The 12,191-nt window shown below is 57.4% G+C and carries 7 protein-coding genes and 2 tRNA genes; 8 read left to right on the top strand and 1 reads right to left on the bottom strand.

What is annotated here, in order from left to right:
* The first annotated feature begins 180 nt into the window (after window positions 1-180).
* The 6 genes from EYB53_RS10100 (at window position 181) to EYB53_RS10075 (ending at window position 8,829) form a co-directional block, all read left to right on the top strand.
* Window positions 181-266, top strand: a tRNA-Leu gene (locus EYB53_RS10100).
* Window positions 267-290: 24 nt separating this feature from the next.
* Window positions 291-367: transfer RNA gene (locus tag EYB53_RS10095), tRNA-Pro, on the top strand.
* 76 nt (window positions 368-443) lie between these two features.
* Entirely contained in the window at window positions 444-887 is a 444-nt protein-coding gene (locus tag EYB53_RS10090) for an SH3 domain-containing protein (RefSeq protein WP_135478063.1), read from the top strand.
* A 115-nt stretch (window positions 888-1,002) separates the two neighbouring features.
* Complete coding sequence (gene cysS, locus EYB53_RS10085; protein ID WP_135478062.1) at window positions 1,003-2,199, top strand: cysteine--tRNA ligase; 1,197 nt, start codon at window positions 1,003-1,005, stop codon at window positions 2,197-2,199.
* A 153-nt stretch (window positions 2,200-2,352) separates the two neighbouring features.
* Complete coding sequence (locus EYB53_RS10080; RefSeq protein ID WP_167857333.1) at window positions 2,353-4,302, top strand: beta-propeller fold lactonase family protein; 1,950 nt, start codon at window positions 2,353-2,355, stop codon at window positions 4,300-4,302.
* A gap of 387 nt (window positions 4,303-4,689) precedes the next feature.
* Entirely contained in the window at window positions 4,690-8,829 is a 4,140-nt protein-coding gene (locus tag EYB53_RS10075; protein WP_135478060.1) for an Ig-like domain-containing protein, read from the top strand.
* Between the two features lie 74 nt (window positions 8,830-8,903).
* Here EYB53_RS10075 and EYB53_RS10070 read toward each other — a convergent pair whose 3' ends face one another.
* On the bottom strand, window positions 8,904-9,923 hold the full coding sequence (locus EYB53_RS10070; protein ID WP_135478059.1) for a tagatose 1,6-diphosphate aldolase: 1,020 nt from the start codon (window positions 9,921-9,923) through the stop codon (window positions 8,904-8,906).
* Window positions 9,924-10,102: 179 nt separating this feature from the next.
* Here EYB53_RS10070 and EYB53_RS10065 point away from each other — a divergent pair, with 179 nt between their 5' ends.
* Both EYB53_RS10065 and EYB53_RS10060 read left to right on the top strand, forming a co-directional pair.
* Complete coding sequence (locus EYB53_RS10065) at window positions 10,103-10,273, top strand: hypothetical protein (RefSeq protein WP_097651311.1); 171 nt, start codon at window positions 10,103-10,105, stop codon at window positions 10,271-10,273.
* A 111-nt stretch (window positions 10,274-10,384) separates the two neighbouring features.
* Window positions 10,385-12,127, top strand: coding sequence for a long-chain-fatty-acid--CoA ligase (locus EYB53_RS10060; protein ID WP_135478058.1), 1,743 nt, complete (start codon window positions 10,385-10,387; stop codon window positions 12,125-12,127).
* The last annotated feature ends 64 nt before the right edge of the window (window positions 12,128-12,191 follow it).

Genomic DNA, 12,191 nt, shown 5'->3' with positions numbered 1-12,191 from the left:
CCCGTACACCGGATTCGGCCCCCGCCCCGGTACGGGCACCCCTTGCGGGTGCCCTGGCCCGGCACGGGCACCCCTTGCGGGTGCCCCGTTGTATCCGATTTCGTATGATGCAATCGCCCTACTCACATCACGCTCCTGCGGTTGACGACATACGGGCTACCTGGTATAATCACCCCGTTAGCCGAAGTGGCGGAATGGCAGACGCGGAAGTCTCAAAAACTTCTGAGGGCAACCTCGTGTGGGTTCGAGTCCCACCTTCGGCACCATTCCTCATCAGGCCATCGGTATGGCGGGGCGTGGCTCAGCCCGGTAGAGCGCCGCGTTCGGGTCGCGGAGGTCGGTGGTTCAAATCCACTCGCCCCGACCAATTCAAGAGGTGCCTGTGTTCTACACAGGCACTTTTGGTGTTTGTAGCATTTTGAATGGCTGGTGAGGCTGCTGGTATGCGCCTTCTTTTTGCTTTACGGCCTGGCCGTCTACTCGGGACGTTCTTGCTGACAGGGTTGTTGCTCTTTGCTAGTTCGTGTGGCGATCTGGCTGCGGCTCTGCCTGAACGCCCTACGCCCGTGCCAACCCTGGCCCGGTTGCCTAGTGTGACCCCGGTTACCCCGAGCCCGACGCCGTCAGTAACCCCGTTGCCGACGCTGACGCCGACACCCGTGCCACTCAGGGGCACTGTGGCGGTGACCGCCAATGTGCGCTCTGGCCCTGGAACTGATTTTACTCCCGTCGGGGTTTTTGAGGCCGGTGCTCCGCTGATCCTGGTGAGCCGGAGCGGTGATTGGTTTGAGATCATTGGCCCCGGTGAACTGCGCGGCTGGATGTTCTTGCAAGTACTTGAAATTGATCCAACCACGGCTGCCGCTGTGCCCGAGAGCGATCCGTGATGCAGTGGTATCATAATGGTGCGGCGCGGTTTGGTGATGTTTTGTCACCCCATGCTCCCACCTAGGGCAAGGAGCATGGCGATCGCTCCTCCTCTCATTGCAACCAGGAGCCTGTATGTACCTCTTTAATTCACTGTCGCGGATCAAAGAACCTTTTCTTGTCCCACTGGATCGCCCGATTACGCTTTATGTGTGTGGCGTGACGCCCTACGATACAACGCATATTGGCCATGCCCGTACCTTCCTCGTCTTTGATCTGCTCGTGCGCTATCTGCGCTGGCAGGGTGCCGAGGTGCGCTATTGCCAGAATGTCACTGATATTGATGACCCGCTCTTTGAACGGGCGCGCCGTGATGGTGTCAGTTGGCAACAATTGTCCGAGCAACAGATTGATCAATTGCTCACCGATTACACTGGCATGAATGTTGTGATGCCGACCTATTTCCCGCGCGCCAGCGAGGAAATCGAGGCAATGCTGCCGATGATCCAGCGCTTGATCGAGCTTGGCCATGCCTATGAGGTTGAGGGGGAAGTCTACTTTAGTATCAAGACTGACCCTGAGTTTGGCAAAATGGCCCGCATGGGCTACGAAGAGTTGCTCGCTCTGGCGAATCAGCGGGGCAATAAGCCCCACGATCCCAAGAAGCGCGACCCGCTCGATTTTGTGCTCTGGCAACGCGGCCAGCCCGATGATCCCACCTGGCCAAGCCCGTGGGGGATCGGGCGCCCCGGGTGGCATATCGAGTGTAGCGCGATGTCAACGCGCTACCTTGGTGACCAGATTGATATTCACGGGGGCGGGGCCGACCTGCTCTTTCCGCACCATCCCTGTGAAATCGCCCAGACCGAGCCAGTCACGGGGAAACGGCCTTTTGTCCATATCTGGATGCATGCCGGCCTGGTCTGGCTCGATGGCGAAAAGATGAGCAAGTCGCTCGGCAATCTTGTGTTTGCCCGTGATGCGCTGCGCGAGCATGGCGCGAATGCGCTCCGCTGGTATTTGCTTTCCCAGCACTACCGTGAGGATTTTGACTATAGTCCTGCCGCGATGCCTCACTATGTCCAGTTGACCGCAGATTTCATCGAGGCCGCGACGGTGATCAGCGGAAGTGGCCGCGAGCTTGATCTGAACCCGGTGCTGCAAGAATTCGATGCGGCGATGGCGGATGATTTGAATACCCCGGCGGCGCTTGCCCTGTTGCACGCCATGGCGGGTGAGATCCGGGTCGCTGCTGCCGACGGACGCAATGTTGAGGCGGCGGTTGAGGAAATCCGGGATCGGGCAATCATGATGGGCTTTGTGCTTGCCTAATGTGGTATACTGCATCCACACTTTCGCGCTAGCATACTGTGATGTTGTTTTAGGGGCAGGGGGCGCTCCTGATACCCGTCTTTGCTTCGACGTTTCCTGCGTTCAGGAGCAGTTCCTGTTCAGTGGTGCATGAAGATTTGGTATCGGGGCCGTATGTCGCTTGTTCTCGCGGGGCTTGTCTGCTGGGTGTTTGGCCTGGCGATGCTTGCCAATGCAGCGAGCCAGCATAGCATTGATGAGCGGCACCTCTTTCTTCCTCTGGTTCTGCACGGTGCGTCTCCGTTGCCGAATGCTGCACGTTGGGGCGCACCAATTGCCCGCGATCCGCAGCGTGGCCTGATCTGGGTGGTCAATCCCGATGCGGGCAGTGTCGCGGCAATCGATCCAGATCAGTTGCAATTCGTGCAGACCCTTCCGGTGGGCGTCGAGCCATGGTCGCTCGCTTTTACGCCTGATGGAATGAGCCTCCTCGTGCTTGATCGCGCCAGGGGTGAGTTGGTCGTCCTTGATCCAGGACAGGCAACCGTACGCGCGCGACTCGCCCTGGGGCCTGAGCCGGGACAGGTGGTTGTGAGTCCAGATGGTGAGCGAGCATATGTAACGCTTCAGGCAATGCATATGCTGATCATTGTTGATCTCAATGACTTTACGTTCTTGCGCCGTGTTCCGTTGTCTGCGCATCCCTATGGAGTCGCCGTAAGTGCGGATGGCAGCCGTGTCTATGTGACGCATTTCTATGCCCAGTCGGTTATGCCTGCGGGCATGGGACGCGATGATGGTGCGCAAGGCCTGGTCAGTGTGCTTGATGCGCAGGGCGATCATGTCGGCACTATCTATCTCTCACCCGACCAGCACGGCTTTGCCAACCAACTTGCGAGCATTGCCATTGCTGGCTCACGGGCCTGGGTGCCGCTTATTCGGGCGGCCCCTGAGCTGCCGAATACACTCAGCACGACCGTCTTTGCGGCGGTTGCAACGCTTGATCTTGCGACGCAGCAAGAGGATCCGACTGCACAGCTCAATTTGAATGACGAGGCGGTGTTTGGCTCGCCAGTCAATAATCCGGTGGCGGTGGTGCCTTCGCCTGATGGACGCATCCTCTATATTGTGCTGGCCGGTAGCGACCTGGTTGAACTCGTCGATGTGACCGAGCCAACCCAGCCGCGCTTGCTTGGCTTCTTGCCGGCTGGCCGTAATCCCCGTGGCATGGTGCTGAGTCCTGATGGTCGGTATGGCTATGTCATGAGCTACCTCTCACGTGCCGTTACGGTGCTTGATCTGCACCTGCGCCGTGTTGTTGCCACCATCACTGTTGCCCCCGAAACACTTGATGCGACTCTCTTGCGCGGCAAGATCCTGTTCAATACCGTGACTGATCCGCGCATGGCAAAATCGTCGTGGGTGTCGTGTGCAAGTTGCCATGCTGATGGCGGTACCGACAATGTGACATGGATGATGGCTGATGGCCCGCGCCAGACGCCGGGGATCTGGCAAGCCGGGGCGACCTTGCCCTGGCATTGGTCAGCAGCCCTCGATGAACCACACGATGTTGAAGACTCGATCCATACGTTGCAGTTTGGGCTGGGGCTTGCCCCAGGGGCTGACCCGCCGCTGCTTGGGCGCACCAATGCCGGGCGCTCGGCTGACCTCGATGCGCTGGCGGCTTTCCTGGTAGAAGGTATCCGCACACCGCGTGCAGTTGCGCCGTCTGCCGCAAGCGAAGCGGGGCGTGCGCTCTTTGATGCGCTTGGTTGTGTCAGTTGTCATGGCGGCCCGACCTGGTCGATCAGTACCCTGCCTGGTTTGCCAGGTACGCTTGACCTTGATGGCAATGGCATGGTTGATGCTGTCTTGCGTGATGTTGGTACGGCTACTGCCGCTGATGTCCGTGGACAAACCGGGTTTGATGTTCCTTCCCTGATCGGCGTGGGGCTTACGGCTCCATATATGCACGATGGTTCGCTGCCAACCCTGGCCGCGGTGCTCGACTCAGGGCATCCCACGCCAGGGCTCGTCCGCTCACGTCCACTCTCTCCTGCCGAGCGCGATGCTTTGGTTGCGTTTTTGCTTACGATAGATGATGCGATTTCACCTGTAAAATGAAGACGTAAGCCAAGTACTCTGCAATATTCTATAGTACTACAGTTGTACATCACAATGTTCCGTACATATGTTTGCCACAAAAGAACACAAAGAGCGCAAAAGGTATGCACAGTGGACGGATTGCGGCGGTCTTTTGTGCGTTTTGTGTTCTTTTGTGGCCCATCTGAGGATAGCTAAGCACAACCTACAACTGTAGTGCCGACTTCAGTCGGCTTCCAGCTCAGCCGACTGAAGTTGGCACTACCATATACCGGATTTAATATTGAATATTCATTAGCCGGCTAAAGCCGGCACTCCGAAGCAAACCGGCGACTTTTCAGACAGCCTCTTAGTCCATTCCTGCCAGTATCTTTAGAGTCTTTTTGATGCTAGCGAAAGGCAAGCCTTATGAATCAAATCGCCCGTTCAACCATGACCACGTTCGTGCTCATTCTTGCGGTGCTTTTGAGCGCATTGCCACCGGCACCCATTGCCGTCTATGCACAGGCATCGTCGCCAGGGCAACCCGTGGCGCAACCAGCGCAAAGTGGTTCTCGTCGGGTCTATCTGCCGGTCATGGTGCGCCCGCCGGGGCCACCGAGTTTTCTGCTCAGCAACCCGGTTGATGGTGCGACGATTGGTGGCAATGTGGTTGTTGCTGTGCAGGTCTTGTCACCTGGCTCGGTCAGCCAAGTCAGTTTTCAGGCTGGTGGCGTTGATCTTGGCACCGACACAACCCCCGCTGATGGTTTTACCGCTTTCCTTGATGTCAGCCAATTACCTGCCGGGCCTGTCACCATCACGGCGACGGCGCAAGGGCCGCAGGGCGAAGCAAGCCAAAGCGTTGCAGTGACGGCTCAGCCCAATCCACCTTCAACTGGCACGGTTGATGCTCAGGGAGGTGTTTTTGGCAGCGCTTCGGGTGCAACCATTACCGTTCCACCGGGCGCGGTGAGCAGTAGTGCCACCATTGCTATTCGTGAGCGCTCGCAAGCAGAGGTGACCGCCGAGTCGGGCATTGCGTGGGACGATATCGGTGTCACTTTCCTAGGCGATATTGTCGTCACGTCAGATCAACCGCTCGAGCTTCCCGTGGAGATTAGCACGGTCGGCTTTGCCAATCGCATTCAACCTGGACAGGCAGTCGTGACCTACAATCTGCTGCCCGACCAGGATGGTGATGGTATCGGCGAACTTGTTGTGGTCAGCACCGCCGAAGTTGCGCCAAATGGGGCGATCATTAGCACGCCTGCCAGTGCCGTCACGGTACAACAAGTTACACCAGATGCTGGCTCGTCCTCACTTGCCCAAGGCGGAACCCTCAGTGGAACCCCAGGCACATTGCTTACAATCCGTGGTACGGGTTTTAATCCTGTTTCGATCAATGGCAACGTGGCGACCTTCCGCTCGACAGGTAGCGGTGCCGTCGCTGCCGTTCCGGCCATCGTGTCCGAGTCACGTGCGACCGGCGAGCAGACGTTGCGTGTGGTTGTCCCTGCCTTGCCTGCTGGCCCAGCTACCCTGACGCTTTTGAATGTGAGTAGCGGCCAGCGCAGTGACCCGATTGAGGTGGTCATTGAAGCGGCTACACCACTTATCCGACCTGCCGCAGAAATCATTGATCAGTGGCTTGCTGCCTCAATAACCTATCTGGGCAATGTGCCAACTGCGAGTGCAGAAGAGCGTGCAAACCTTGATCAGGTGATGGTTCAATTTGGTCAGATGCGCAATGATCTTGCGGCCCTGGTTGCTGCCGGGCCAAATGCAGTTGAACGGCAAGCGCTGAATGATGTCGCCTTGCTGATCCAGAATTCAGATATTTTCACGGTCAATGCTGCCCTGGCTCAGTATGATGCTGATGCCAAGTTTAATGACTTTTTAAGTCTCTTAGGCGGTGTCGTTGGCACCCTCGGGGCGGCAGCGGCTCTTGCTACCGCAACAACCGCGCTGGCAGCCTTTGCTGCTGGTGCAGCGATTGGGCTTGGCATTGCTGCCACGCTCTATTTTGCCTGTAAACTGGCTCGTGGAGGCTCGTGTTTTGGTGATCCGCCATCTTCACCAGGTGGCGGATGTACCGTTTCACCGAGCGCGGGTGGCTCGCCTGGTGGTGGCAGCAATCGTCAACCTGGCACAACGTCAGCAGATCTCGCGCAGAGTGGTGGCAGCCGTGGCATTGGTGGTGCGCCTCCTCCTGGGGGCAATGGCTGTGGTAGTGCCGGGGGTGGCAGCAATGGGCCTTCAACCTCGTTGGCGCAGACAGGCGGCTCTGATCTGGCGGGACGTTATCTGATCAAAGTCTTTCCCCAGGCAGGTGGGCGGGCGCTCACGCCGTTTACTGGGGCGACTGATCCCGCTGGCTATTTCTTCCTGCCTTTTATCCCCGAGGGCGAGCCATTCCGTGCCGTTGCGGTTGATACCGTGACTGGGGCTACCGCCTCGTTTGATGGCCTTGGCCCGGCGACAGGCGCATCGGTCTTGATGTTCTTCAACTTTGCCGGGGCTGAAGATAATCGGTTCCCCATCAGCTTTGGTGATACCGTGAGCGATGGTGTGCCCGCAGAAGGGGCCGGCAATCTCGAGAATCCTGGTGCTTTTGATATCTATACCTTTGAGGCCGAAGCCGACCGTCAGGTCATCTTCAACCTGCTCAGTGCTGCGCCTGAGTTGAGCAATACGCGCTGGAAGTTGACCGACCCACAAGGCGCAACGGTCTTTGATCGTGTGCTTGGCTCAACCACAAATATCATGTTGCGCAACCCAGGCACCTACAGGCTGACCGTTGGCGATGATACAAGCGGTGGCAGTGGCATTTATTCATTCCAGCTGATTGGCGTACCGCTCCCTGATCGTTTTGCGCTGAACATTGGCGATGTTGTTGATGATGGGGTGCCTGGACCAGGGGCAGGCAACATTGAAGAACCCTATGTTCAGGACATTTACACCGTCACGGTCACGAGCCCACAGGTTGTGTTCCTCGATGTGCAGGCGCGCAATGGGCTGACCCAACTCAACTGGGTCATGGAGGCCCCTGATGGCACGGTCATCTTCGACGCTCCGCTCTTTACCGAAGATCGTGGCCCGTTGACCATCACGCAAACGGGCACCTACCGCATTGCCGTCGGTGGCGAACCAAATACGACTGAAGTCGGCACTTATCGCTTCAAATTGTGGGAGGTGCCTGCCCCGCAAGAGTTCGCCATTGTTATTGGCGATGCAGTTGATGACGGTGTACCTGGCCCTGGCGCGGGCAATATCGAGACACCGGGGGCGCAAGACATCTATACCTTCACGGCAACGACGGGAGATGCGATCTTCGTTGATGTACAGGCACGCAACGGCTTGACCCAACTCAACTGGCGCTTCCTGGCGCCTGATGGCACGGTCATTTTCGACCATCCGCTCTTTACGGAAGATCGTGGCCCGTTGACCTTGCCGCAGACCGGAACGTATCGTATTGAGGTTGGTGGCGAAGCCAACGTGGACGAAGTCGGCACCTATGGCTTCCAACTTTGGGAGGTACCCGCGCCGCAAGAGTTTGCCATTGCTATCGGCGATGTGATTGCGGATGGGCAGCCCGGGCCTGGGGCGGGCAACATCGAGACGCCGGGGGCGCAAGACATCTACACCTTCACGGCAACGACGGGGGAGGTCATCTTCCTTGATGTGCAGGCGCGCAGCGGCTTGACCCAACTCAACTGGCGCTTCCTGGCGCCTGATGGCACGGTCATTTTCGACCATCCGCTCTTTACGGAAGATCGTGGCCCGTTGACCTTGCCGCAGACCGGAACGTATCGTATTGAGGTTGGTGGCGAAGCCAACGTGGACGAAGTCGGCACCTATGGCTTCCAACTTTGGGAGGTACCCGCGCCGCAAGAGTTTGCCATTGCTATCGGCGATGTGATTGCGGATGGGCAGCCCGGGCCTGGGGCGGGCAACATCGAGACGCCGGGGGCGCAAGACATCTACACCTTCACGGCAACGACGGGGGATGTCATCTTCCTTGATGTACAGGCGCGCAGCGGCTTGACCCAACTCAACTGGCGCTTCCTGGCACCTGATGGCACGGTCATTTTCGACCATCCGCTCTTTACGGAAGATCGCGGCCCATTGACCTTGCCGCAGACGGGGATCTACCGGATTGAAGTGGGCGGCGAAGCCAACGAGCAGGAAGTCGGCACCTATCGTTTCCAACTCTGGGCAGTGCCTGCCCCACAAACGTTTGCCATTGCCTTTGGCGACACTATTGCCGACGGTGATCCTGCCGTTGGTGCGGGCAACATCGAGACGCCGGGGGTGCAAGACATCTACACCTTTAGCGCGACCAATGGACAAGTGATCTTTCTTGATCTGCTGGCGCGCAACGGGCTGACGCAACTCAACTGGAGGCTGGAAGACCCGAATGGTGCCATCATCTTTGACGCCGCACTTTTTACGGGCAACCGCGGGCCTTTGACGCTCGATGCAACAGGAACCTATCGCCTTGTGGTTGGTGGCGAAGCCAATGAAGACGAGGTAGGAACCTATAGCTTTACCTTGCGCACGCAATAAGGTACGTTACGACAAACAAGTACGAGGGCCAGCATTGCTGGCCCTCGTACTTGTTTTCGGGCGAGGGATAAGAGTTAGACGACTTCGATCTGATCCTTGCCGCCATAGACGGTCCACCAGGGCTTGGCACCCTGGGCGAGGATCGCGTTGAGCGCCTTGACATTGGCGACGCCGCGGTCTTCGAGCCACTCTTCGAGGGCCTCAACGCCCTTCTCGCCATAGACTGGAATGCCATCCTGCCAGGTCGCCCGGCCACAGAGCACACCCGAGAAAGGTGTCCCGGCCTCGGCGGCGAGCTCAAGCGTCTCGCGGAAGACCTCGTCAGTGACGCCAGCACTGAGGTAGATAAAGGGCTTGGTTGAAACACTGGCCGCCTCACGGAAGAGCTCGGCCGCCTCGGCGCGGGTGTAGGCCTTCTCGCCGGCAAAGACCTGCATCCCCTCAACGAACTTCACATTGACGGGCACCTCAACCTTGAGCACATCAACGCCATATTGTGGCTTCGAGAACTCGGCCATATAGGCGGTAACATACTTTGGCTTGGCCTTGGCATACTCCAGCGACTTCTCGTCCATGGCATCATCGTAGGCAATGGGCTCAAGGAAGAACGGAATATCGTTGGCGACACATTCTGCGCCGATACGCTCAATGAAGGCATGCTTGATCTCGTTGACCGTTTTGTCATCAAAGGGATTGTAGTAGAGCAGGATCTTGACGGCATCGCCACCGGCAGCCTTGATACGTCGCACACTCCACTCACCAAGCAGGTCAGGCAGACGACCGCGCACGGTCGCGTCGTAGCCGGTCTTCTCGTAGGCCAGCAGAACCCCGGTTCCGGGTGCTTTGTGCTCGAGGGCCGGCAGACCATACTCGGGATCCATCAGGATCGCGGTCGAATGTTTGGTCAACACCCGTGTAATCGACGTCTTGAACGCCGTGAGGTCACTGTCGGAAGCTTCAGAACCTCGTGCTTTCGCGATCGCCTTCTTGAGGGAGCCGCGCTGATCCATCGCGGCAGCGGCAATGATCCCCTTGTCGTCAGCGCACGCCTGAATGCCTGCGAATTTTCCCTTTGTGATCTGTACTTTCCCCATCGTACTCGCTCCTTTGCAGAGAACTTTACCTGCGTCTTGGCTCAAACCATAAACCGCGTCTATTATACCCGAAGATAGGGGCAAAACAAAGGTCACATTGTGTTAACCAGGGATTGAAGTCATGGTACAATAGCATTACATTGTACCCTGTGATTGCACACGAAATACCTGGAGGAAGAATGAAACAGGTAATGAGTGCGTTTGCCTTTGTGCTCGGGCTGGTGCTCGGGCTCATTGGTGGCGCTGCACTTCTGGCCTATGCCTATCAGGCGGCTGGCCTTTATCCACCTGATGACGCGACGATCAAATTCATTGCCCGTGAGCGCGGTTGGTTGCGTGACGACGTATAAGTAGTTTCAAACCTTTGTCCGTAGTTGGTTGTCGGAAATGCATGCGCACAGCTTGTGCAAGGCTGATGACCAGCTACGGTCTTTGTATCTACCGCACAAGGAGGTGCCTGCATGGAACGACCCTGGTTTGCAAGCTATGAGCCGGATGTAGTCCGAACCCTCACCTACCCCGATCAATCGTTGAGTGATCTGCTCAATGAGACTGCCCGTGCCTTTCCTGACAAGATCGCGACCAATTTTGTGCTGAGTTATCTGCTCGGTGAGCGGTTTACTGTCGGTGGGCGCATGACCTATCGTCAACTCAACGAGCAGGTTGACCGCATGGCGACGGCCCTCTACCAGCTTGGTGTCCGCAAAGGTGAGCGGGTCGCCATTATGTTGCCCAACTCGCCCCATTACATTATTAGTTTCTTTGCGGCGATGCGCATCGGGGCGATGGTTGTGAATGTGAATCCAACCTATACGAGCCGTGAGTTGCAGCATCAATTGGTTGACGCGGGGGCCGAAACGATCGTTATGCTCAACCTTTTCTGGCCCCGTTTGCGTGAAATTCGTGCTGAAACGCCCGTCAAACGTACGATTATTGCCTATGTCTTTGATACGCTCTCCTTTCCTTCCAACTTCCTGGTGAAAAGCAAGCAGAAACGAACCCCCGAGTGGGTTGATGTGCAACCCGAGTCTGACATCTTCTTTTTCGCGAGGTTGCTTGAGAAGTATGCCCCTACGCCACCACGCGCTGAAGTCGGCGCTATGGATACGGCGCTCTTGCAGTATACCGGTGGCACGACCGGCTTGCCCAAGGCGGCGATGCTGTCGCACCGTAACCTGATTGGCAACGCCCTGATGATTCAGGCCTGGCTCCCCAAGGGCAAACGTGGCGCCGAGAAGATGATGGCCGCCATTCCCTTCTTCCACGTGTATGGCATGACCGTGGCGATGATCTATTCGATCTCGATGGGGGCCGAAATTGTCATTGTGCCCAATCCTCGCCCAATTGATAATGTGATGAAGGTGATCCAGAAAGAGCGCTGTACGCTCTATCCGGGTGTGCCGGCGATGTATATTGGCATTATCAATCATCCTGATGTCGCCAAGTATGACCTGAAAAGCGTCACGGCCTGTATCTCTGGCTCGGCTCCATTGCCTATCGAAGTCCAGGAGAAGTTTGGGCAGATTACCGGCGGGCGCCTGGTCGAGGGCTTTGGCATGACCGAGTGCAGCCCGGTGACGCACTGCAATCCGGTCTTTGGGACACGCAAAGGCGGCAGTGTTGGCATTCCGGTGCCTGATACCGATGCCAAGATTGTTGATCTGGAGACCGGTGAGTCGCTGCCGTTTGATAACGAGGCGCAAGGTGAACTCTGTGTCCGTGGCCCCCAGATTATGCAGGGCTATTGGAATCGCCCCGAAGAGACGGCCCAGACCATTGATGCCGATGGCTGGCTGCGCACCGGCGATATCTGCAAGGTTGACCCCGAAGGCTACTTCTATGTGGTTGACCGCAAGAAGGATATGATTATCGCCAGTGGCTTCAAAGTGCTGCCCCGTGACGTGGAAGAGGTGCTCTATATGCATCCCAAAGTCATGGAGGCCGTCGTGGTTGGCATTCCGAACCCCAAGCGCGGTGATGATACCGTCAAGGCCTTTATTGTGCCGAAGACCGGTGAGAACCCAACGCCCGATGAGATCAAGGAGTTTTGCAAGATCCATCTTGCGAGCTACAAGATCCCCCGCGAGGTTGAGTTCCGCACCGAATTGCCCAAGACCATGGTCGGCAAGATCCTCCGCCGGGTCTTGATCGAAGAAGAGAAGGCCCGCCAGAAGGGCGAAACGACCGCTCAGACACCGGCGTAAGGATCAGGTTGAGACGTCAAAACGGCCAGCGAAGCTGGCCGTTTTGACGTCTCAGCACTTCGGC

This window comes from Candidatus Chloroploca mongolica (genome assembly GCF_004762035.2).
Classification (GTDB): domain Bacteria; phylum Chloroflexota; class Chloroflexia; order Chloroflexales; family Chloroflexaceae; genus Chloroploca; species Chloroploca mongolica.
The sequence above is the reverse complement of the archived record's forward strand: the minus strand, read 5'-3'. Positions and strand labels throughout refer to the sequence as shown.

Excerpts from the sequence above, each read along its gene's own strand:
- EYB53_RS10090 (WP_135478063.1), top strand. The coding sequence starts at position 444 with ATGCGCCTTCTTTTTGCTTTACGGCCTGGCCGTCTACTCGGGACGTTC.
- cysS (WP_135478062.1), top strand. The coding sequence starts at position 1,003 with ATGTACCTCTTTAATTCACTGTCGCGGATCAAAGAACCTTTTCTTGTC.
- EYB53_RS10080 (WP_167857333.1), top strand. The coding sequence starts at position 2,353 with ATGTCGCTTGTTCTCGCGGGGCTTGTCTGCTGGGTGTTTGGCCTGGCG.
- EYB53_RS10075 (WP_135478060.1), top strand. The coding sequence starts at position 4,690 with ATGAATCAAATCGCCCGTTCAACCATGACCACGTTCGTGCTCATTCTT.
- EYB53_RS10070 (WP_135478059.1), bottom strand. The coding sequence starts at position 9,923 with ATGGGGAAAGTACAGATCACAAAGGGAAAATTCGCAGGCATTCAGGCG.
- EYB53_RS10065 (WP_097651311.1), top strand. The coding sequence starts at position 10,103 with ATGAAACAGGTAATGAGTGCGTTTGCCTTTGTGCTCGGGCTGGTGCTC.
- EYB53_RS10060 (WP_135478058.1), top strand. The coding sequence starts at position 10,385 with ATGGAACGACCCTGGTTTGCAAGCTATGAGCCGGATGTAGTCCGAACC.